Annotated in this window: 22 protein-coding genes; 5 read left to right on the top strand and 17 right to left on the bottom strand. The window is 63.8% G+C overall.

The window, feature by feature from the left end; all coding sequences use genetic code 11:
* Window positions 1-2: 2 nt before the first annotated feature.
* The 13 genes from AWB82_RS05990 to AWB82_RS05930 form a co-directional block, all read right to left on the bottom strand.
* Window positions 3-1,544 (bottom strand): DegQ family serine endoprotease, encoded by a 1,542-nt coding sequence (locus AWB82_RS05990; RefSeq protein ID WP_086966237.1) that lies wholly within the window; start codon window positions 1,542-1,544, stop codon window positions 3-5.
* A gap of 22 nt (window positions 1,545-1,566) precedes the next feature.
* The gene (locus tag AWB82_RS05985) at window positions 1,567-2,610 is read right to left on the bottom strand and encodes a MucB/RseB C-terminal domain-containing protein (protein WP_086966236.1); all 1,044 of its coding nucleotides are present in this window, start codon (window positions 2,608-2,610) and stop codon (window positions 1,567-1,569) included.
* Window positions 2,611-2,614: 4 nt separating this feature from the next.
* Window positions 2,615-3,253: a sigma-E factor negative regulatory protein gene (locus AWB82_RS05980; protein ID WP_086966335.1), complete on the bottom strand. Its 639-nt coding sequence runs from the start codon at window positions 3,251-3,253 to the stop codon at window positions 2,615-2,617.
* Between the two features lie 79 nt (window positions 3,254-3,332).
* On the bottom strand, window positions 3,333-3,932 hold the full coding sequence (gene rpoE / locus AWB82_RS05975; protein ID WP_086966235.1) for an RNA polymerase sigma factor RpoE: 600 nt from the start codon (window positions 3,930-3,932) through the stop codon (window positions 3,333-3,335).
* A 95-nt stretch (window positions 3,933-4,027) separates the two neighbouring features.
* The gene (locus AWB82_RS05970; protein ID WP_235023191.1) at window positions 4,028-4,405 is read right to left on the bottom strand and encodes a protein YgfX; all 378 of its coding nucleotides are present in this window, start codon (window positions 4,403-4,405) and stop codon (window positions 4,028-4,030) included.
* A 110-nt stretch (window positions 4,406-4,515) separates the two neighbouring features.
* Window positions 4,516-5,754, bottom strand: coding sequence for a beta-ketoacyl-ACP synthase II (gene fabF / locus AWB82_RS05965; RefSeq protein WP_086966233.1), 1,239 nt, complete (start codon window positions 5,752-5,754; stop codon window positions 4,516-4,518).
* A gap of 143 nt (window positions 5,755-5,897) precedes the next feature.
* A complete protein-coding gene (gene acpP / locus AWB82_RS05960) occupies window positions 5,898-6,137 on the bottom strand; it encodes an acyl carrier protein (protein ID WP_004197638.1) in 240 nt (79 codons plus the stop codon).
* Window positions 6,138-6,386: 249 nt separating this feature from the next.
* Window positions 6,387-7,127, bottom strand: coding sequence for a 3-oxoacyl-ACP reductase FabG (gene fabG / locus AWB82_RS05955; RefSeq protein WP_086966232.1), 741 nt, complete (start codon window positions 7,125-7,127; stop codon window positions 6,387-6,389).
* Window positions 7,128-7,150: 23 nt separating this feature from the next.
* Complete coding sequence (gene fabD, locus AWB82_RS05950; RefSeq protein ID WP_086966231.1) at window positions 7,151-8,083, bottom strand: ACP S-malonyltransferase; 933 nt, start codon at window positions 8,081-8,083, stop codon at window positions 7,151-7,153.
* 131 nt (window positions 8,084-8,214) lie between these two features.
* Window positions 8,215-9,204 carry a beta-ketoacyl-ACP synthase III gene (locus AWB82_RS05945; protein WP_086966230.1) on the bottom strand — a complete coding sequence of 330 codons (990 nt, stop codon included), beginning with the start codon at window positions 9,202-9,204 and terminating at the stop codon, window positions 8,215-8,217.
* The gene (plsX, locus tag AWB82_RS05940) at window positions 9,204-10,343 is read right to left on the bottom strand and encodes a phosphate acyltransferase PlsX (RefSeq protein WP_086966229.1); all 1,140 of its coding nucleotides are present in this window, start codon (window positions 10,341-10,343) and stop codon (window positions 9,204-9,206) included. Before plsX ends, AWB82_RS05945 begins: the two co-directional genes overlap by 1 nt.
* Window positions 10,344-10,481: 138 nt before the next feature.
* Window positions 10,482-10,661 carry a 50S ribosomal protein L32 gene (gene rpmF, locus AWB82_RS05935; protein ID WP_086966228.1) on the bottom strand — a complete coding sequence of 60 codons (180 nt, stop codon included), beginning with the start codon at window positions 10,659-10,661 and terminating at the stop codon, window positions 10,482-10,484.
* 118 nt (window positions 10,662-10,779) lie between these two features.
* Entirely contained in the window at window positions 10,780-11,403 is a 624-nt protein-coding gene (locus AWB82_RS05930; RefSeq protein WP_086966227.1) for a YceD family protein, read from the bottom strand.
* 288 nt (window positions 11,404-11,691) lie between these two features.
* Here AWB82_RS05930 and AWB82_RS05925 point away from each other — a divergent pair, with 288 nt between their 5' ends.
* A complete protein-coding gene (locus AWB82_RS05925) occupies window positions 11,692-12,312 on the top strand; it encodes a Maf-like protein (RefSeq protein WP_086966226.1) in 621 nt (206 codons plus the stop codon).
* Window positions 12,309-13,028 carry an SAM-dependent methyltransferase gene (locus tag AWB82_RS05920; RefSeq protein ID WP_086966225.1) on the top strand — a complete coding sequence of 240 codons (720 nt, stop codon included), beginning with the start codon at window positions 12,309-12,311 and terminating at the stop codon, window positions 13,026-13,028. Before AWB82_RS05925 ends, AWB82_RS05920 begins: the two co-directional genes overlap by 4 nt.
* Before the next feature lie 2 nt (window positions 13,029-13,030).
* Here the strand turns inward: AWB82_RS05920 and AWB82_RS05915 are convergent, their stop codons facing one another.
* The 4 genes from AWB82_RS05915 to AWB82_RS05900 are packed head-to-tail and all read right to left on the bottom strand — an operon-like array spanning window position 13,031 to window position 16,060.
* Window positions 13,031-13,993 (bottom strand): S49 family peptidase, encoded by a 963-nt coding sequence (locus AWB82_RS05915; protein ID WP_086966224.1) that lies wholly within the window; start codon window positions 13,991-13,993, stop codon window positions 13,031-13,033.
* 25 nt (window positions 13,994-14,018) lie between these two features.
* A complete protein-coding gene (locus AWB82_RS05910; RefSeq protein WP_086966223.1) occupies window positions 14,019-14,405 on the bottom strand; it encodes a Rieske (2Fe-2S) protein in 387 nt (128 codons plus the stop codon).
* Window positions 14,402-15,061: an HAD-IA family hydrolase gene (locus tag AWB82_RS05905; protein WP_086966222.1), complete on the bottom strand. Its 660-nt coding sequence runs from the start codon at window positions 15,059-15,061 to the stop codon at window positions 14,402-14,404. Before AWB82_RS05905 ends, AWB82_RS05910 begins: the two co-directional genes overlap by 4 nt.
* On the bottom strand, window positions 15,062-16,060 hold the full coding sequence (locus AWB82_RS05900) for an RluA family pseudouridine synthase (protein WP_086966221.1): 999 nt from the start codon (window positions 16,058-16,060) through the stop codon (window positions 15,062-15,064). It abuts the gene before it with no gap.
* An 892-nt stretch (window positions 16,061-16,952) separates the two neighbouring features.
* On the opposite strand from AWB82_RS05900, the gene AWB82_RS05895 reads away from it, so the two are divergent.
* The 3 genes from AWB82_RS05895 (at window position 16,953) to mobA (ending at window position 22,220) form a co-directional block, all read left to right on the top strand.
* Complete coding sequence (locus AWB82_RS05895; RefSeq protein WP_086966220.1) at window positions 16,953-20,258, top strand: Rne/Rng family ribonuclease; 3,306 nt, start codon at window positions 16,953-16,955, stop codon at window positions 20,256-20,258.
* 220 nt (window positions 20,259-20,478) lie between these two features.
* Entirely contained in the window at window positions 20,479-21,585 is a 1,107-nt protein-coding gene (gene moaA, locus AWB82_RS05890; RefSeq protein ID WP_086966219.1) for a GTP 3',8-cyclase MoaA, read from the top strand.
* Window positions 21,586-21,599: 14 nt separating this feature from the next.
* Window positions 21,600-22,220, top strand: a complete 621-nt coding sequence (gene mobA, locus AWB82_RS05885; RefSeq protein WP_086966218.1) for a molybdenum cofactor guanylyltransferase MobA — start codon at window positions 21,600-21,602, stop codon at window positions 22,218-22,220.
* The last annotated feature ends 44 nt before the right edge of the window (window positions 22,221-22,264 follow it).

Genomic DNA, 22,264 nt, shown 5'->3' with positions numbered 1-22,264 from the left:
GCCTACTTTTGCGCCGGCACGCGCGGGCGCAGCGGCACGAACTGCGTGTTGTCGCCGCGACGCACGAGAATCGCGACCATCTTGCTCGCGTCCAGACCTTGAGCGACTTCCTGGAACTGCTTCGCGCTCGTGATATCCGTATCGCCGATACGCATGATGATGTCGCCCTTCTGGAAACCCGCGCGCGCGGCCGGCCCTTCGACGGCATCGACCTGAACGCCGCTCGACAGCTTGAGCGCCTTCTTCTGGTCCGCGGGAACGTCGCTCACCGCGATTCCGAGCGAGTTGCTCGCGCGCTCCTTCGGTTGCGGCGTCTTCTTCTGCTCGGTCTTCGCGACCTTGTCCGGCTGCATTTCGGCCACGGTGATCGACAGATCGCGCGTCTGGCCCTTGCGCCAGATCGTGAGCGTGGTTTTCGTACCCGGCTTCGTGTCGCCGACCATGCGCGGCAGATCGGTCGCGGTCTCGACGTTCTGGCCGTTGAACTTCAGGATGATGTCGCCCGGCTGCACGCCCGCCTTGTCCGCCGGACCGCCCGATTCGACGCTCGACACAAGCGCGCCCTGCGACTTCGGCAAGCCGAGCGAATCCGCGACATCCTTGGTCACTTCGCCGATCGCCACCGCGATACGGCCGCGCACCACCTTGCCCGACGTCTTCAACTGCTCCGCCACGCGCATGGCTTCGTCGATCGGAATCGCGAACGAAATGCCCATGAAGCCGCCCGTGCGGCTATAAATTTGCGAGTTGATACCGATCACCTCGCCCGCCATGTTGATGAGCGGACCACCCGAGTTGCCCGGATTCACGGCGACGTCGGTCTGGATGAACGGCAGGTAATCGCCGGTATCGCGCCCCTTCGCGCTGACGATGCCCGCGGTCACGGTGTTGTCGAGGCCGAACGGCGAACCGATTGCGAGCACCCACTCGCCGACGCGCACCTTGTTCGAATCGCCGATGGTGATCGCCGGAAGATTCGACGCGCTGATCTTCACGACGGCCACATCCGTGCGCTCGTCTACACCGATGAGACGCGCCTTGAATTCACGTTTGTCGGTGAGCGTGACGTAGATCGTGTCCGCGTCGTCGACGACGTGGGCGTTGGTCATCACGTAGCCGTCGGTCGACAGAATGAAGCCCGAGCCGACGCCGCTGCTCTGCTCGGAGTTGTCCTGATTGTCGTCGGGCGCGTTGCGGCTGCCGCCCTTGCCCTGATCGCCGCCACTGCCGCCGCCGTTGTTGCCGCCACCGCCACCGCCACCGCCGCGCGGAGGCTGACCGGGCATCGGAATGCCGAAGAAGCGACGGAAGAACTCCGACATGTCGCCTTCATCGAGACCCGGCGGCAGGCCGCGCAGATCGCTGCCCGAACCGACGCGCGAGGTCGTGCGAATGTTCACGACCGAAGGCCCCACCTTGTCGACAAGCGTTGTGAAATCCGGCAGGTTCACCGTGGGCGCCGCTGACGCAGATTGCGATACGAACGGCAGACACACGGCGAGCGCCGCGGCCGCGATGAACTTGCGCAGCGAGAAGTTGCTCATAGGTTGGGGGCCGGGATCTGGATTACTTGGAAGGCTTGTATTCTATGGTAGAAGCAAATTGCTGCAATGTGGCTTGCGGCACTTCACCCAGCAAGGTAATCCAGAAATCCCCGCGACGCTTCACTAGTACGTGCGTCGCCCCGCTATTACCCGCGCCTTCCTTGCGCGTATTTTTCTCCACCGGCTCGACAAAAACCGAGATCGTCGCGAGGCCGTCGGAGAACACGGCCTGATCGACCGGAATCGGCGGCTGGCCCTGCTGGCTCGACGCCATCGGACGGCGGAGTTCGCGAATCTTGCGAAACCCGGCGATATTCGGCGTCAGTTGCCAGCCCTGCGCCGCCATGTCGACCGGCTGCACCGGCGGCCGCACCACGGTCCAGCCCGACGTGCTGCGAATGCCGTTCGCAATGGGCGCCTTGTCGATCGGCCCGCCAATACGTACCTGCGAGAAAGAGAGTTGTTCCAGCACTTGCCCGTCCGGATCGAGCGTCTGGGCGCGCAGCAGCAAGCCGGTTTTCGCGTCGGCCCACAGCTTGTAGGCAAAACGATAGGAATCTTTCGGATCGAGCTCCAGCACCTGGCTTTCGATGCCGGCTACGCGGTCCGTGCCCAATAGCTTCGGCTCGTAGACCGAGAGCACCTGATCGCCGCTCGTCGACAGCAGCGCCGGGAACGAATCCCGATTTTGCCGATGCTCGACCACGAGCAGATGGCGCTCCGGTACGAAGGTGAACATGTCGTCGTCGTGGCGCAGCATCTTGCGCGGTGCGCCATCGAGACTTTCGAGCGATTCGTATTCGCCGTCGCTACGGGTCGCGACATGCGTGATACGCGACGACTGCACCGTCGCGCCGCGCTGATAGACGAACGTGCCCTCGAAATTTTGCTGCTGGGCCGCTTCGTGGATGCGGTTTAGCAGAGCGGCGGCTGTTTTGCGAGCAACGGCGGGATCGTCTTGCTGAGCGAATGAGCTCTTTGCCGCCGTCAACAACGCGGCTGCGCAGAGCATCAACGCCGGCAGCCGCCCCCAGTATCCTGTTTTATTCAACCGCACACTCAGCATCTAATTATTGGCCTTGCGTTATAGCTGCCGCGCGAATCAGGGGCATCGAACCGGGCATCGCGGGCTGCTGGGAGAACTGCTGATGCGCTTCGAGGTATTGATCGAGATTCGCGTCGCGGATGATGTTCGCTTCGACGATCGGTGTGCGCGTGGTCGCCTCCGGCACCGACGCGAGCGCCACGCGTTGCATCGACGAATCCGCCGGTGCGACGCTTGCGACCTGCGTACCGCCGTGGCGATCGACGCCTTGCAGTTGCGGCACGACGATCCACGTCAGCGTGGCGGCGGCCGCGGCAACCGCAAAGGCCGGCATGACGCGACGGAGCAACGCGCCGCCCCGCGCTTTCGCCGCAACAGCCGGCAGCGCGGCCGGCGCAAGCACGTGCGCCTCGGCCTCGAAGCGAGCAGAGAATGCCGCCATGAACGCTCTGCTGCGCGCCGGGTCCACCGCGAGATCGTCGGAGCGCATGGCGTCGCCGATCAGGTGATATTCCGACCACGCGGCGCGTTCGTCGCCTTTCAGGTCCGCGAGAAACTGGCCGATGCTGCCAATTTCGTCGAGCGATTCACCGTCGACGAACGCCGACATGCGTTCGCCGCGCAAACCCGCCTGTGTTTGATTTTGCATCGAGACCGACCCCATGATGCTCCCCATCTTGACCACATCCCGTTGTGACACCACCAACCCAGATATCGCGTCCCTGCCCCGAGGATTGCGCCGCTTACCAGCGCTTGCCTTCGGGAGTGTCCAACAATGGACGCAATTTTGCCGCAATGGCCTCGCGAGCACGAAAAATTCTCGATCTGACGGTGCCGATGGGGCAATTCATCATTTCGGCGATTTCCTCGTAACTCAGTCCTTCAATCTCCCGAAGCGTGATGGCGGTGCGCAATTCCTCGGGCAGCAACGCCATCGCGGCGTTGACAGTCTGAGCGATCTGCTTGCTCATCAACATCGACTCGGGCGTGTTGATATCCCTTAGTTGGTCTGCGTCGGAGAAAGTTTCCGCTTCTTCTGCATCGGCTTCGGTAGAAGTGGGAGCGCGGCGGCCTTGAGTCGCAAGATAGTTCTTTGCCGTGTTCACGGCAATCCGGTAGAGCCAGGTATAGAACGCCGATTCGCCGCGAAACTGCGGCAGCGCGCGGTAGGCCTTGATAAAGGCGTCCTGGGCGACGTCCTCGACCTCGGCGGGGTCGCGCACGAGGCGCGAGATCAGTCGAATGATCTTGCGCTGGTATTTGGCGACCAGCAGTTCGAACGCGGCCTTGTCGCCCTTCTGAACACGCTCGACCAGCAATTGGTCGATTTCTTTTTCGCTCACCTGGGAAATCCGTTTGACTTGGGGTATTGCGCGGACGGCTATTGTAGCGTTACCGCCTGTAAGGCAGCCGGAACGCTCATGCGCCGTTACAGTCGTTACAGGTGCGACGCCGCCGCGCGGCGAGCCTGGACTGAAAGCTGGCGAAAGGTATCGGCATCGACGGAATCTGCGGCGACGAGGAGCGATTCGCGTCGCCCGCGCGTGTCGAGAAGCGTCAGCGCGAGCAGGCGCCCGCTCCATTGCGCGCATCCCGCGATGCGAGTGTGCCGCATCTCGCCGCTCCGGCTCCAGAGCGCGAGGCCGTCGGAAAGGAGACCGATGGCCGATGGCTGCGCGCGCATCCAGCGACAGGACGCCAGCCCGAGCGCCGCCAGCGTAACCGCGCAGGCCACGGCGGCATGCCCGGCGTGCTCCGCATGCGCGAAAACGCACTGGAACACCGCCGCACCCGCGACGCCGATGAACCCGAGCATCGCACCCGCCAAGAAACGCGACGGCCGCATTGCGACGCCTGCGTCACAATGCGGCCGATCCACACATACGCTCGTCATATCGATTCCCCGTGCTGACGAGCGCGTCGTGCTCAGTAGCGCTTGAAGACGAGCGAGCCGTTCGTGCCGCCGAAGCCGAACGAGTTCTTCACCGCCACGTCGATCTTCATCTCCCGCGCGGTGTTCGCGCAGTAGTCCAGGTCGCACTTCGGATCCTGGTTGAAGATGTTGATGGTCGGCGGCGACACCTGATTGTGGAGCGCCAGCACGGTGAACACCGACTCCAGGCCGCCCGCGCCGCCCAGCAGATGGCCGGTCATCGACTTGGTGGAGTTCACCACGACCTTCTTTGCGTGATCCCCGAGCGCGCGCGTGATGCCGATCGTCTCCGCGATGTCGCCGAGCGGCGTCGACGTACCGTGCGCGTTGACGTAGTTCACTTCGTCGGGGTTGATGCGCGCGTTCTTCATCGCGTTGACCATCGCGCGGCGGCCGCCGTCGCCGTCTTCCGGCGGTGCGGTCATGTGATACGCGTCGCCGCTCATGCCGTAGCCGAGCACTTCCGCGTAAATCCTCGCACCGCGCTTTTTCGCGTGCTCGTACTCTTCGAGCACCATCACGCCCGCGCCTTCGCCGAGCACGAAGCCGTCACGGTCGGTGTCCCACGGACGGCTCGCCGTCGCAGGATCGTCGTTACGCTGCGACAGTGCACGCGCCGCCGCGAAACCGCCGATGCCGAGCGGGGAAACCGTGGCTTCCGCGCCGCCCGCGATCATGACGTCCGCGTCGCCGTATTCGATCAGGCGCGATGCCTCGCCGATGCAGTGCAGGCCGGTGGTGCAGGCCGTGACCATCGACAGGTTCGGGCCTTTCAGCCCGAAGCGGATCGACAGATGGCCGGAGATCATGTTGATGATCGACGCCGGCACGAAGAAAGGCGAAATGCGGCGCGGACCGCGATTGAGCAACTCGGTCTGCGTGATTTCGATCATCGGCAGACCGCCGATGCCCGAACCGACCACGACGCCCACGCGCTCCGAGTTTTCATCGGTGATTTCGAGGCCGCTGTCCTGCATGGCCTGAACGCCCGCCGCGAAGCCAAAATGGATGAAGGTATCCATATGGCGCGCCTCTTTGGCGGGCATGTAGTCTTCGATGTTGAAGCCCTTCACCTCGCCGGCGAAACGCGTGGAAAAGTTCGTTGCGTCGAACTTCGTGATATTGGCGATGCCCGACTTGCCCGCGACCAGATTGGCCCAGCCGTCGGCAACAGTATTGCCGACAGGCGAAACGAGCCCCAGGCCTGTAACAACAACTCGACGACGGCTCACGGTAACCCCTTATCCATAGAATGACGAAAAACAAAAGCCACAGTGGCCACAGGAAACCGCCCTGTGTGCCCTGTGGCTGTCAAATCGGTTCGCAGCGACGATGCATCGGCTGATTGAGCGATGAGTCGCTGGCGCGTCCGGCCTTAGGCCTTGACGTTCGCGCGAGCGTAGTCGATCGCTTGCTGAACCGTGGTGATCTTTTCGGCCTCTTCATCGGGAATTTCCATGCCGAATTCGTCTTCCAGCGCCATCACGAGTTCGACCGTATCGAGCGAGTCAGCGCCCAGATCGTTCACGAACGATGCTTCGTTCTTGATTTCGGCTTCCGCCACGCCCAGTTGTTCGGCGACGATCTTCTTCACGCGCTGTTCGATGTTGTCCATGCAGCCCTCCGAGGGAAAAAAAGTTCAAAAATACGAGTGCGCGCATTTTATCAGGTTTAGACCCGCAAAATACGACGCGTCAGTTCCATGCTCTGCCGTGCCGCGCCCTTCATCAGGCGGGTGGCTGTCGGCGTTACATCGATTCTTCACTGCCGCGCGAAGCGGGGCGCACGATGCTGCTTCGAGCATTTTGCGCGCCCGTTCCGGCGCGGATATTAAGCGAAATTCTGCGAAATGCCTATTAAGGCCTTACATGTACATGCCGCCGTTCACGTGCAGCGTCGTGCCGGTGATGTAGCCGGCAAACGGCGAGGCCAGGAACGCCACAGCATGCGCGATATCTTCGGGCGCGCCCAGTCGGCCAAGTGGGATAGACGCGGTGAGCGCGGTGCGCTGCTCTTCCGGCAGAACCTTGGTCATGTCCGTGTCGATGAAACCCGGCGCGATGCAGTTCACGGTGATGCCGCGGCTGCCGATTTCCCGCGCGAGCGCGCGCGTCATGCCGGCGACGCCAGCCTTCGCCGCCGCGTAGTTGGCCTGGCCGGGATTACCCGACGAACCCACCACCGACGTGATGTTGATGATGCGGCCGCCGCGCGCCTTCATCATCGGGCGCAGCACGGCGCGAGAGAGGCGGAACACCGCGCGCAGATTGGTGTCGATGACGGCGTCGAACTCGTCGTCCTTCATGCGCATCGCGAGTTGATCCTTCGTGATGCCCGCGTTGTTGACGAGCACGTTCAGCGTGCCGAATTCCTTGACGATGCCGTCGATGAAGGCATCCGCCGCGGCGGCGTCGTTCACGTTCAGCACCGCGCCACGGCCCTTGCCGCCCGCCTGCTGCAACGCTTCGCTGATGCCCGCCGCGCCGCTTTCGCTCGTCGCCGTGCCGATGACCGTCGCGCCCTGCTTCGCGAGTTCGAGCGCGATCGCGCGTCCGATGCCACGCGACGCGCCCGTGACGATTGCTACCTGATTTTCGAGGCTCATGTTTTTCTTCCCTTATCCAGCGATCACGCAGCGATCAGTTTGCGCGTTTCTTCGAGCGATGCCGGATCGAAAATCGAGCCGCCGACGAGACTGCCGTCGATGCGCTTCGTCAGACCCGCGAGCACCTTGCCCGGACCGCATTCGACGATGTGCGTGACGCCGTCTTTCGCCATCGCCTGAACGCATTCGACCCAGCGCACGGGACCCGCCGCCTGACGCACCAGCGCGTCCTTGATCGCGGCAGGATCGTTGACGATCGCGACATCGATGTTATTGATCAGCGGAATCTGCGGCGCCTTGATCTCGACCTTGGCGAGATAGTCGCGCAATTGATCCGATGCGGGCTTGAGCAGCGACGAATGAAACGGCGCGGAAACCGGCAGCGGCAACGCGCGCTTTGCGCCCTTCGCCTTCGCCACTTCGCACGCCTTCTCCACGGCCGCCTTCGAACCGGCGATGACCACCTGCGCGGGCGCATTGAAGTTCACCGCTTCGACGACGCCCGCCGACGATGCCTCCGCGCACACGGCGCGCACGGTGTCGTCGTCGAGACCGAGAATCGCCGCCATGCCGCCAACGCCAACCGGAACCGCGTTTTGCATCGCCTGCGCACGAAAGCGCACGAGCGGCACCGCGTCCGCGAACGCGAGCGCGCCCGCCGCGACCAGCGCGGTGTACTCGCCGAGGCTGTGGCCGGCGACGAGCGCGGGCTTCAGACCCGTTTCCTTTTCCCATACGCGATAGATCGCATACGCGGCCGTCAGCATGACGGGCTGCGTGTTCGTCGTCAGGTTCAGGTCTTCAGCCGGGCCTTCGGCGATCAACTTGCCGAGATCCTGGCCGAGCGCGTCGGAAGCCTGCTGCACGGTCTCGCGCACGATGGCGTGATCGGCGAATGCGTTGAGCATGCCGATGGACTGCGAGCCTTGTCCGGGGAAAACGAACGCAAATTTCATATCGTCCTCGTTGATTGGAATGATCCGCGATGTCGTCGGTATCTGACGAAGCGCCGCGCGCGCATACGGCGCGCGGCGGCTGTCGTGACGAAGGGATCAGTTGCGAATGGGTAGAGGGAATCGATAGTCGATCAGTAGCGGATGACCGACGCGCCCCACGTGAAGCCGCCGCCCACGCCTTCGATGAGAATGTTGTCGCCGCGCTTGATGCGGCCGTCGCGCACCGCGACGTCGAGCGCGAGCGGAATCGACGCCGCCGACGTGTTGCCGTGCTCGCCGACCGTCACGACCATGCGCTCCGCCGGCAGATGCAGCTTGCGCGCCGTGCTTTGCATGATGCGGATATTGGCCTGATGCGGAATCAGCCAGTCGATGTCTTCCGCCGTGAGCTTCGCCTTGTCGAGCGCTTCGAGCGCGACCTTTTCGAGCACGTTGACCGCGAGCTTGAACACGGCCTGCCCGTCCATGTGCAGGAACGCGCTGCCTTGAACCACGCCGCCGTTCACGTTGCCCGGCGTGCAGAGAATGTCGGAATAGCTGCCGTCCGCGTGCAGCGCGCTCGACAGCACGCCCGGTTCGTCGGATGCCTGCAGCACGACCGCGCCCGCGCCATCGCCGAACAGCACGCACGTGGTGCGATCGTTGAAATCGAGGATGCGCGAGAACGTCTCCGCGCCGACGACGAGCGCCGTGCGGTTCAGGCCGCTGCGAATGAAGCTGTCCGCCGTCGCGACGCCATAGGCGAAGCCGGAGCACACCGCTTGCAGGTCGAAGGCCGCGCCGTTGTTCTTGATGCCGAGCTTGTTCTGCAGCAGGCACGCGGTGCTCGGAAACACGAAGTCCGGCGTGGAGGTCGCGACGATGATCAGATCGATCGATTGCGGATCGACGCCCGCCGCTTCGATCGCTTTCTGCGATGCGATCAGCGCGAGATCGCTCGTGGTTTGATCCGCTGCTGCAAAATGACGCGCGTGAATGCCGGTGCGCGCGACGATCCATTCGTCATTGGTTTCGACGCCCTGCTTCGCGAGACGGTCCGCCAAGTCCTGATTCGTGACACGCTCGGACGGCAGATAGCTGCCGGTGCCAAGCACGCGAGAGTAAAGATTGGATTGAGCCATTATGCCTTCGAATGTAGCGCAGGACCGGACTCGCCCGGCGGGTTCGGCTGCGAGTTTGGCTGTGAAGCGGCCTGCTGGATCGATTGATCCACGACCGTCGACGCGGGAACGTCCGCCTCCGCCTCGCGCGCGGCGGGAGCGTTCTCTTCCATCGCGCGCACCAGGCGTTCGAGCACGCCATTTTTGACGGCATCATACCCGCGTTTGATAGCCCATTCAAACCCGAAGGCTTCGGCCGAACCGTGACTTTTGATGACCAGCCCGCGCAGGCCGAGCAAGGCCGCGCCGTTATATTGCGCCGGATCGACACGCTTCTTGAAGCGCTTCAGCACGGGCAGCGCGACCAGCGCCATGAGCTTCGAGGCAAAGTTGCGGCTGAACTCTTCCTTGATCATATCGGCGAGCATCTTCGCGAGACCTTCGGAGGTCTTCAGCGCGACATTGCCGACGAATCCGTCGCATACGACGACATCGGTCGTGCCCTTGTAGATGTCGTTCCCTTCCACGTTACCGTAGAAGTTGAGCGTGCTCGCGCGCAGGAGTTCGCCCGCGCGCTTGATCGTTTCGTTGCCCTTGATGACTTCTTCGCCGATATTGAGCAGCCCGATGGTCGGCCGCTCACGCCCTTCGAGCGCCGAAACGAGCGCGTGGCCCATCTCCGCGAATTGCAACAGATGCCCGGGTTCGCAATCGACATTGGCGCCCAGGTCGAGCACGGTGGTGTAGCCCTTCTGACTCGGCATCGCGAACGCGATAGCGGGCCGCTCGATACCGGCGAGCGTCTTCAGCACATAGCGGGACACCGCCATGAGCGCGCCGGTATTGCCGGCGGAAATGCAGGTCTGCGCCTCGCCCTCTTTTACGAGATTGAGCGCGACGCGCATCGACGAATCTTTTTTCTTGCGCAGCGCGACTTCGACGGGATCGTCCATCGCGACGACTTCGCTGGCGGCAACGACGGTCAGACGCGGCTCATCGGAAGCCTTGCATTTCTTGAGCTGAGCGCGAATAGGCTGCTCTAGACCGACGAGCATCAGGTGCGCGTCGGGATGCGAGCGCACGAAACTGACGGCAGCGGGAACGGTCACGGCCGGACCGTGGTCGCCTCCCATGCAGTCGATGGTTATCTTTACAGTCATGGAAAGCGACGAATTTCGGCCACAAAAAAGCGGCAGTGAAATGCCGCTTTCTCGTCGTACCGGGAAAGTGTCAAGAGCGAGTTGCGCCCGCGCGCCCGCGAAACGATTCCAGCGGGCACATCGAGCGTCAATGAACGCTTAGTCGTTCTTCGTCTTGATGACTTTCTTGCCACGATAGTAGCCGTTCGGGCTCACGTGGTGGCGCAGATGCACTTCGCCCGTGCTCTGCTCGACAGCAATGGGAGCCGCCGTGAGGAAGTCGTGGGAACGGTGCATGCCGCGCTTCGACGGCGACTTCTTGTTTTGCTGAACTGCCATGATTACTCCAGAAAAATTTTGCGAATTCTAACACAGCCCGATCCGCCGACAGCCCTCGGCCGATCGGCCATCGGGTGCGCACATCGCGCTACCAGTTTGTTGCGTGCTACAAAACCATTCAGTGCTTCTTGTCGTCGGAGCCGCCCTGTTTGAGCTTTTCCAGCACGGCAAAAGGATTCGGTTTCTCGTCCTCATCCGTCGCACCGCTTTCATCCGACTCGTCGTCCACCGCGTCCGGAAGCAGGCTTTCGTGCGTCTCGGGACATACGTTGTGCTTGGGCACGAGCGGCAAGGACAACAACAACTCCTCTTCGATCAAGTCGACGAGATCGAACTGGCGCGAGCCCACGATCACTTCGACTTCATCGTCGTCGAGCGGAAATTCATCCGCTTCTTCATCCGTCGCCACGATCCGATACGTTGCATCGACATCGAGATGTTGCGAATACGGCTGAAGGCAGCGTTGACACGTGAGCCACGCCGAACCGTGCACCGCGAGACGCAGATACGGCTGCGGCGCGTCCGTGCCGTTGTCCTGCAGTTCCGGCTGGGTCGAGCCCTCGCCCTGCCAGGTAAATGCGGTGTCGCGCTCTGGCACATCCGCCGGCACTTCGGCTAACATGCGCGGCATCTGCGACACGCGCAGCGCGCCGGCTGCCTGCCTGCCGCTCGTGGCGAATTCGTAAATGTCGAGCGCGCGCGGGTCGGCGGGGCTCACAGGTTTGCCAGGATTCTGAGTCATGTGCGCTCCTGCTTGGGCCTTACTGGGTTAGTGCTACCGGTGAGCGCTCAGTATGCACCGCGATGCAGATTCAATGCAGGCGTGGCTTGCCCGAATTTGCATCGAACCGGCATTCGTGCTTCTGGCGCTTTCGGCTCAACCGGCTTCATCGACGTCGAGCGGACGTGGTTCGTCAGCACGTACCGATGAAAAGCCCAAAATCATATCGGCTTTGTTCTTTCGAGTCAAATACTTAAGGGCTGAACCGCAGCCCGTCGTTTTTTCACCCATTTTTGCCGGATTCGCTCCATGTCCGAAGCTTCAAAAACGCCGCCGCGCCTGATTCTGGCGTCCAGTTCGCCTTATCGGCGCGAGTTACTGACGCGCCTGCGCATTCCGTTCGATGTCGTCTCGCCCGATATCGATGAAGCGCCGCTCGCCGGCGAAACGCCCGAGGCGACTGCCGTGCGGCTCTCGATGGCCAAGGCGCGCGCCGCGGCCGGCAACGTTAGCGACGACCGGGCGAACGCGCTCGTGATCGGCTCCGATCAGGTCGCGACCTTCGACGGCACGCAGATCGGCAAACCCGGCACGCATGAAAAAGCCTTCGCGCAGTTGCAGGCGATGCGCGGCCGCAGCGTCGAATTCCATAGCGCCCTCTGCCTGTTCGACAGCCGCACGGGCGGCGCGCAATCCGCCGATATCGTCACGCGCGTGCGGTTTCGCCGCTATTCGGATGCCCAGATCGAAACCTATCTGCGCGCCGAAACGCCGTACGACTGCGCCGGCAGCGCCAAGGCGGAAGGCCTCGGCATCGCGCTGCTCGAAGCGATCGAATCCGACGATCCGACAGCGCTCATCGGCTTGCCGCTGATCGCGTTGACCGGAATGCTCGTGAACGCCGGTTATCCGATTCTGGAGGCAGCATGAGCGGCGTTCTCTATCTGATCCCGAACACGCTGGGCGACGGCGACGCCACCGCGCTCGCCCAAGTCCTGCCCGAACCGGTGCGCGCGCAGGCTTCCGCGCTCGCGTACTACATCGGCGAAAACGCCAAAACAACGCGCGCGTTTCTTAAGAAAGTGGGCACGGAACGCCCGATTCAGGAAATCGAGGTGCGCGAACTGAACGTGAACACGAAGGCGGCCGAGATCGACAATCTGCTCGCGCCGATCCTCGCCGGCACGGACGCCGGCCTCGTCTCCGAAGCGGGCTGTCCCGCCGTCGCCGATCCCGGCGCGTTGCTTGTGCGGCGCGCGCATCAGCGTGGCGTGAAGGTCGTGCCGCTCGTCGGACCAAGCTCGATCCTGCTCGCGCTGATGGCTTCGGGCATGAACGGCCAGAGCTTCGCGTTCAGCGGCTATCTGCCGGTCGATGCCGGCGAGCGCGCAAAGCGCCTGCGCGAGCTGGAGCAACTGTCGCGCAAGGCCAATCAGACGCAGATTTTCATTGAGACGCCCTATCGAAACCGCGCGATGCTCGACACGCTCGTCGCCTCGTGCGCGCCGTCGACGCTTATTTGCGTCGCGGTCGATCTGACGCTGCCGGGCGAAACCATCGTCACGCGCACGGCGGCGGACTGGAAGAAGCAGACCGCGCCCGACCTGCACAAGCGCCCGGCGATCTTCCTCTTGCTAGCCTCGTAAGTTCAGCGCAACTGTGGCTTGCCGCCGAGCGTGAGCGCGCGCACGGCGGCATCGCCCACAGATGCGCCGAAGCGCCGCACCACGCGCTCGCTGATACTCTCCTTCTGCGTGTAATCGACCATATCCGGCTGCTTGATGACCTCGCGCGCCACATAGCTGGCGTCGCCGAAACCGTCGGCAAGACCGAGTTCGACGCTCTTTTCGCCGGTCCAGAACATGCCGGAAAACAGCTCCGGATCGTCTTTCAGACGCTTACCCCGGCCGAGCTTCACCGCGTCGATGAATTGCGTGTGGATCTGATCGAGCATGGCCTGCGCGTGCGCGTTCATCGCGGGCGTTTCCGGCGAGAACGGATCGAACGCGCCCTTGTTCGCGCCCGACGTGTGCATGCGGCGCTGGATGCCGAGCTTGTCCATCAGGCCCGTGAAGCCGAAACCGTCCATCAGCACGCCGATCGACCCGACAATGCTCGCCCGGTCCACGTAAATCTTGTCCGCCGCCGCCGCGACGTAATAGCCGCCCGACGCGCACATGTCGTCGACGACCACGTACAGCGGCGTTTTCGGATACTTCGCGCGCAGCCGCCGGATTTCGCCGTTGATGATGCCCGCCTGCACCGGACTGCCGCCCGGACTATTGATGCGCAGGATCACGCCCGCCGTGTTCTCGTCCTCGAACGCGCTCTGAAGCGCCTCGTCGATGTTGTCGGCGCTCGCATCGCTGTTTGCGGAAATTTCGCCCTGCAGCTCGATGAGCGCCGTGTGCTTGCCCGCCTTCGCGACGCGATCGCCGGTGAAATCGAACACGCCCCACGCGATCAACGCGATCACGCCGAGAAACACGAAGCGAAAGAAAATGCGCCAGCGACGCGCGGCGCGCTGCTCGCGGATGGCGGCGAGCGCGATGCGTTCGAGCGCGTCGCGCTCCCAGTTGTCGTTATTGCGGGGAGGAAAGTTGTCGGACATGCGTTGTGGATCGGTAGAAAAGAAATCAGGCGGGACGCAACGCGTCGTCGGGCAGCCAGAAGACCGCGCGGCCTTCCGGTGTGTCGCGCTCTTCGACGGAGACGGCCCGCAGGCGTGCGCCGCGGCAAGGACCGCCCACGCATTTGCCCGTGTCGGGCTCGTAAATCGCCCCGTGCGTGGCGCACATCAAGTATAGGCCCGAGCTTTCGAAGAACTGGCCCTCGTTCCAGTCGAGCTCCATCGGCACGTGCGCGCAGCGGTTCAGATAGCCGTAGGGCCGCCCGTCGTAGCGCACGAAAAAAATCACGGCGTCGCCGCTCGCCTCGGTTGCCGGAACGCGCACGCCCGCGCCGCCATCGACGAGTTCGTCCGATGCGCACACGCGCACCGCGTCCCGCGCCGGGTGCGTCATGCGTGCTCCCGCAGCCAGCCGGCGAGCGAGGCGACGCTGTCGGCGCAGAACTGCGGCTTGAGCGCCGCGAGCGAATCGGCCGGATGCGCGCCATAGCCGACGCCGATGCACGCCGCGCCCGCGTTGATCGCCATCTGCAGATCGTGCGTCGTGTCGCCGATCATCACCGTGCGCCCGAGGTCCTGGCCGAGTTCGCGCGTGAGTTCGTGAAGCATCGCGGGATGCGGCTTCGAGAACGTTTCGTCCGCGCAGCGCGTGCCGTCGAAAAGACTCGTGAGCCGCGATTCGTCGAGCGCGCGATTCAGCCCGACGCGGCTCTTGCCCGTCGCCACCGCGAGAAAATAGCCGAGATCGCGCAATTCCCGCAGCAACTCGCGCACGCCGTCGAAGAGCTCGGTCTTCTGGCCCATCGTCAGGAAATGGAAGCGGTAACGTTCGGCCAGGCGCGGATAGTCGGACGGATCGAGCGTCGGCGCGCAGATCTGCAGCGCGTCTTTCAGGCCCAGGCCGATCACATAGCTCGCGGACTCATCGGCGGGAACCGGCAGCCCGAGGTCGCGGCACGCAGCCTGAATGCTGCGCGTGATGTGGACGGTCGAATCCATCAGCGTGCCGTCCCAGTCGAAAACGATCAAATCGAATTGCTGCCGCGCCATTTACTCTGTCTCTCGTTTTTTCAATTGTTCGATGAACCGCTTGCATTCGGCGGGCAGCGGCGCTTCGAACTGCAGCGGCTCGCCCGTCGCCGGATGCGCGATCTTCAGACGAAATGCGTGCAGAAACATGCGTTTTAGCGAAGGCTTCGCGCTCGGGCGAGCCAATTCCTTGTTAAGAGCGAAATCGCCGTATTTGGCATCGCCCGCAATCGGCAGGCCAATGCTCGCCATATGCACGCGAATCTGGTGCGTGCGGCCGGTTTTCAGTTCCGCCTCGACCCACGCGTAGTCGCCCCAGCGCTCGATCAGATTGAAGACCGTGTGCGACGGCAGTCCGTTCTCCTGGACGCGCACGCGCCGCTCGCCGTCCGCCGCGACATATTTATGGAGCGGCGCCTTCACGATGCGTCTGCGGCCCCAGTCGCTCTGCCAGTCGCCGTGGCCGCACGCGTAATAACGCTTGTCGACACGGTTTTCGCGTATTTGCTCGTGCAGGCCGACGAGCGCCGCGCGCTTCTTGGCAAGCATCAGCACACCCGAGGTCTCGCGATCCAGCCGATGCACCAGTTCGAGGAATTTCGCGTGTGGCCGCGCGTTGCGCAATTGCTCGATCACGCCGAACGCGACGCCGCTGCCGCCGTGCACCGCGACGCCCGACGGCTTGTCGATTACGATGAGATGGTCATCCTCGAAAACGATCGGGAACTCGGCCGCGGGCGCGTTCGCCGATACCGGCGGCTCGTCTGGCTGCGCAGTGCGGATCGGCGGCACGCGCACGAGATCGCCCATTTCGAGGCGGTACGCGGCGTCGATGCGGCCTTTGTTCACGCGCACTTCGCCGCTGCGAAGGATGCGGTATATATGGCTCTTGGGCACGCCCTTGCACACGCGCAGCAGGAAATTATCGATCCGCTGACCGGCTGCGGTCTCGTCGACTTCGATCATCGACACGTGTTCGCTTGCGACCTGCTTATGGGATGTTTTGCCTAACTCATTCATTCTGAATATAATTTGCGAGCAGCCTGAAAAAGTCGATGCTTAGGATCAAGCAGCGGCGGGATTATTCAGACTGTACAGGTGCAAGCGATAAACCATCATTTTACTTGCGCCCAAGGTCGGTTGCTCACCCGGAACATCGAGAGCAACGAGTTGCACGCACGGCGATATCACCGGCAGGGACGGAGCCCACAGGCGCGTTCGGTCGAGTCGATCGCCGCGGTAACGGATTTTTGGTAAAAAAGAATTTTATCGGCGAGAAGCGACGGCGCCCGGCGAAAAAGCCGGATGCCAGCCCAAATCGGCCCTGCCAGCGAGCGGGAGAAAAAGGCAAATCGACGCTCGCCGGTTTTGCGAACAACTGACGGCGAAAATCGCTGCTGCGCTGATTTCTGCGAAGTGCGACGACGCCGCAAACGAGGCGAGACACACGGCCGCGCGCCGACGGGAGCAATCGAGCCCGCGGCCGCGCCGGCGCGGCATGGCAGCAAAGAGGATCGGTCACGAAGCATCGCGCTGGTTTGCGCGAGACCGCTCTTCCCCGCAGCCGCCGTTGGGAGGAATCAGGCTCTTTGCAAGAGCGCGAGTCGGTTCGGCGCGTCCATTTTGAGACGCGGAACCGCAGCGCCGCCGTTCATCCTCGCCACGGGCCGAGCGAATACGTCGAACGTCTCGCAGTTGCTTCGCAATGCGCCCCACGGCGCGGCCGTCCCAATTTGGGAGCCGCAGCCTGCTTTCGGCAATTCTCCCGCCAGAAGTCCCGCTCCAGCGTGCTTTGTGACAACACACAAAAAAGCGTGGCACGCCCACCTTCCCGCTTCGCGCGCGTGACGATTCACATCACAGACGCCGACTCGCACGACGAGGGAGGACGGAGCCATTCTGGAGCCGTTTCATGAAACGAATGCTGTTTAACGCGACGCAGCAAGAAGAATTGCGCGTCGCCATCGTCGATGGGCAGAAGCTCATCGACATCGACATCGAAACCGCCGGGCGCGAACAGCGCAAAGGCAATATCTACAAGGGAGTCATCACTCGCATCGAGCCGTCGCTCGAAGCCTGCTTCGTCAACTACGGCGAGGACCGCCACGGATTTCTGCCGTTCAAGGAAGTTGCTCGCCAGTATTTCCGCGATGGCGTCGAGATGCGCTCCGCGCGCATTCAAGATGCGTTGCGCGAAGGCCAGGAACTCATCGTTCAGGTCGAGAAGGAAGAGCGCGGCAACAAGGGCGCGGCGCTGACCACGTTCATCTCGCTGGCCGGACGCTACCTCGTCCTGATGCCGAACAACCCGCGCGGCGGCGGCGTGTCGCGCCGTATCGAGGGCGACGAGCGGCAGGAACTGCGCGAAACCATGGCGCAGCTCGAACTGCCGGAAGGCATGAGCATCATCGCGCGCACGGCGGGTATCGGCCGTTCGGCTGAAGAGCTGCAGTGGGACCTGAACTACCTGATGCAACTGTGGCGCGCGATCGAAGCCGCGTCGCAAAGCGGCGTCGCCGGCCAGCCGATGCTGATTTATCTCGAATCGAGCCTCGTCATTCGCGCGATTCGCGACTACTTCCAGCCGGATATCGGCGAAATCCTCATCGACACGACCGAAATCCATGATCAGGCGCGCGCCTTCATGGATATCGTGATGCCCGACAACGTCTCGAAGGTGAAGCGCTATCACGACGACGTGCCGCTCTTCTCGCGCTTCCAGATCGAGCATCAGATCGAAACCGCGTACTCGCGCACCGTGCCGCTGCCTTCCGGCGGCGCGATCGTGATCGATCACACCGAGGCGCTCGTCGCCATCGACGTGAACTCGGCGCGCGCGACCAAGGGCGCGGACATCGAGGAAACCGCGACGCGCACCAATCTCGAAGCCGCCGACGAAGTCGCGCGTCAGCTTCGTCTGCGCGACCTGGGCGGCCTGATCGTGATCGACTTCATCGACATGGAGTCGGCCAAGAGCCAGCGCGAAGTCGAGCAGCGCCTGAAAGATGCGTTGAAGCACGACCGCGCCCGCGTACAAATGGGCAAGATTTCGCGTTTCGGCCTGATGGAACTGTCGCGTCAGCGGCTGCGTCCGGCGTTGTCGGAAGGCAGCCACGTGACGTGCCCGCGCTGCAATGGCACGGGCCATATCCGCGATACCGAATCGTCCGCGCTGCAAGTGCTGCGGATCATTCAGGAAGAAGCAATGAAGGAACACACCGCGGCAATCCATTGCCAGGTGCCGGTCGAAGTGACCGCCTTCCTGCTGAACGAAAAGCGCTCGGAAATCAACAAGATCGAGTCGCGCTTCAAGGTCAACGTCGTTCTGATCCCGAACAAGCATCTCGAAACGCCGCACTACAAGCTGGAGCGTCTGCGTCACGACGATGCGCGTCTGGACGAACCGCGCGCCTCGTGGAAGATGGCCGTGGAAGCGGCGAGCGAACTCGAGTCGGAAACCGGCTACAGCAAGCGCACCGAGGAAGTGAAGCCGAAGCAGGAAGCGGCCGTGAAGGGCATCACGCCCGAGAAGCCCGCGCCGAGCGCGCCGGTGAAGCCCGCGCCCGTCGAGGCCGCGCCGGTGCCGACGTCCGTTCCGGCGAGCGGCGGGTTCATCGCGTGGATCAAGAATCTTTTCGGTATTCAGCCTGAGGCGCAACCCGCGCCTGCTCCGGTCGAAGCGCAACCGGCCACGCGCGCGCCGCGTGAGCGCGGTGAACGCACAGGAGGCGGCGATCGTAATCGCAATCGCCGTGGCGGTGGCGCCGGACGTGAAGGAGCGGCGGCAGGAACGGCGACGGGGGCCAACGGCGCAACGCGCCAGGGCGGCCGTCGTGAAGATCGCGAAGCGCGTGGCGGTCGCGAGGGACGCGAGCTGCGGGAAGTCCGCGAGCCGCGTGAAGCGCGCGAACCGCGTGAAGCACGTGAGCCGCGTGAAACACGTGAGCCGCGCGAAGCACGCGAAGCACGCGAGCCGCGCGAAACACGTGAGCCGCGTGAAGCACGTGAGCCGCGTGAAGCGCGCGACCGCGACGCGGAACGCGCCGCCCGTCCGGAAGCGGCCGAACGTCAGGAACGCCGCGAGCGTCCCGACCGTGGCGAGCGCACCGAGCGCGCGGAACGGGGCGAGCGTCGCAAGCCGCAGCCGGAGGCCGCCGTCGAAGCGCTGACGCAAGGCGAAACGGTGCCGTCGGACATCGTCGAAGCGGATCAAGCCAATGCCGACGCGCAGCAAGCTGGCATCGATGCGGCATACGATCAGGCTGGCGGACGTGATGGCGAGGAGCGTCGTCGCCGTCGCCGCGGTCGTCGTGGCGGTCGTCGCGAGCGCGACGAGGACGGCATGACGGTGAACCACGCGGCCGACGTCGCCGAATCGGAAGGCTTCGCGGAAAGCACCTCCGCGCAAGCTGGCGTGTTCGACGCCGAAGCCGCGCAGGAAGCAGCCGCGCGCCGCGAAACCCGCCCTGCCGCACCGCAGCCGACGGAGCCGTCGGCGCAGCAGCCGGTCGCTCAGCCGGTCGAAGCGAAGCCGCAAGAGCAAGCGCCCGCCGCAACCGAAGAAGCACCGGTCGCGAAGGCCGCCGAGGCCGAGCCTTTCGAACTGAAGGCGCAAACGCCCGAACCGACGAACTTCGACCTCTTCGCCAAGCCCGCTCAGGCGCCGGCGGTCGAAAATCCGTTCGGTGCGTCGTCGAAAGTCGCCGAGACGAATTCGTCCGATCCGTTCGTGCCCGTCGCGACCGAGGAGCCGAAGCCCGTCGAAGCTGCGAAGCCCGTCGAAACCGCGCCGGTCCCCATCGAGCCTGTCGTGGCTGAGCCGGCCGAGATCGCCGAGCCGGTGAAAACCGCCGCCGTCGCGCCGACGCCCGATGCGACGGCCGTCGAACCGGTGAAGCCGGTCGAAATCGCGGAAACGCAGACGCACGCGCCAGTGGTTGCGCAAACGCCTGTCGCAGTCGTCGCGGAGCCGGTGAAGGCCGCTGCGCCGTCCGCACCCGCAACGTCGAAGCCGATCGCCGTCGAAACCCTTCAGCCGATGCTGGAGCAGGCGGGCCTCGTCTGGGTGAACACCGACGAAGGCAAGCTGCGCGAGGCGAGCGCCGCCGCCGCGCGTGAGCCGGAGGCGGTGCGCGCGCCGCGCGAGCGCAAAGCGCTCCCGCCCGCCGACGCCACGCCGATGCAGCAAGTGGAAACCGGCAAGCAACAAGCCCACTAAACGCGCTCGCGCGACCCGTTCGCTTAGGCGTTCGGGCAAAAACCAAGAACGCCATCGATCCCGGTCGATGGCGTTTTTCTTTGTCGTCCCCTAACGCGGCTGAACCGCGGGAAAACCGCGACTTCGTGTCAGTGCGTCCCGATGCCCCGGTTCCGCTAAAATGGAACAGTCCAACCATCAATCGAACTAGGCCGCACGGCCGAGCCGACCGCGAGCAACCATGTCCCGACGCATCATTCCTCTCGCCGATGTCAGCGCGATTCCGGATTTCTCCGGCGTCGTTACATCGCCGTCCGGACTGCTCACGGACACGCTCGCGCGCCCGTTGCGCGATTTGCGCATTTCCGTGACAGACCGCTGCAACTTCCGCTGCGTGTACTGCATGCCGCGCGAAGTGTTCGACAAGCACTATCAGTTTCTCCCGCACGCCGCCCTGCTCTCGTTCGAAGAAATCGAGCGGCTCGCGCGCGTGTTCGTCGCGCATGGCGTGGAAAAGATTCGCCTCACGGGCGGCGAGCCGCTTCTGCGCAAGAACATCGAATTCCTGATCGAACGGCTGGCGCTGTTGCGCACGCCGGAAGGCCGCCCGCTCGACATCACGCTCACCACGAACGGTTCGCTCCTCGCACGCAAGGCCCGCTCGCTGAAGGACGCGGGTTTGTCACGCGTCACCGTCAGCCTCGACGCGCTCGACGATTCGCTCTTTCGCCGCATGAACGACGCCGATTTCGCAGTCGCCGACGTGCTGAATGGCATCGAGATGGCGCAAGCCGCCGGGCTCGACCCGATCAAAGTGAACATGGTCGTGAAACGCGGCACGAACGACCAGGAAATCGTGCCCATGGCGCACCATTTCAAACGCAGCGGCACGATTCTGCGCTTCATCGAATACATGGATGTCGGCGCGTCGAACGGCTGGAACATGAGCGAAGTGCTGCCTTCGGCGCAGGTGGTCGAGCACATCGACGCTCACTTTCCGCTCGAACCGCTCGAAGCCCATACAGCGGCGGAAACCGCTCAACGCTGGGGCTATCGCGACGGCAGCGGCGAAATCGGTGTGATTTCGAGCGTTACGCGCGCGTTTTGCGACTCCTGCACCCGCGCGCGGCTTTCCACGGAAGGCAAACTTTATCTGTGCCTCTTCGCGGTTGGCGGCCACGATCTGCGCGGCCTGATTCGCGGCGGCGCGAGCGACGAGGAAGTCGCGTCGGCCATCGCGCACATCTGGGAGGCGCGCGGCGACCGCTATTCGCAATTGCGCGGCAGCGCAACGGCGCCATCGCGTGAAGATGCGCGCCGCGTCGAAATGTCGTACATCGGCGGCTGAGCGACGGTTCGCTCGTGCTGAACGCTCATTCATCGTCCAGCGTTACCGCGCTCGTGCTCGCGGGCGGGCGCGGCTCGCGCATGGGCGGCGTCGACAAGGGCATGCAGCCGTTTCGCGGCGAACCGCTCGCACTGCACGTGATGCGGCGCATCGCGCCTCAGGCGAGCGCGCTCCTGATCAGCGCGAACCGTTCCGTCGAAGATTACGAGCGCCTCGGCGCGGCATTCGGCGCGCGCGTCGTCGCGGACACGCGCGCGGATTTCCCGGGACCGCTCGCCGGCATCGCCGCCGCGCTGCGCGCCGCGACCACCGAATTCGTCCTGACCGCGCCTTGCGACGCTCCTTTCGTCGACGAACACATCGGCGCGGCGCTGATGCAAGCGCTCGACGCGCATGGCGGCAATGTTGCGTATGCAGCAACGATCGATGCGTCGGGCGACGTCACGGCCCATCCCGTTTTCGCGTTGCTGCGCACCTCGCTCGCCGACGATCTGGACGCCTGGCTCGACGCGGGCGAGCGCAAGGTCCGCGCGTGGTACGCGCGCCACAAGGCGGTGGAAGTCCAATTTCGCGATGAACGCGCGTTTTACAATATCAACGATTTACAGCAGCTGGCCGATCTCGAACGCCGCTGACTCATTCAAATCGACTGACAACCCGACTGTGCGCTGACCTCCGC

The sequence above is a fragment of the Caballeronia glebae genome, from assembly GCF_001545035.1.
GTDB lineage: Bacteria > Pseudomonadota > Gammaproteobacteria > Burkholderiales > Burkholderiaceae > Caballeronia > Caballeronia glebae.
Note: the sequence above shows the minus strand (reverse complement) of the source record. Positions and strands in the feature narration are given on the sequence as shown.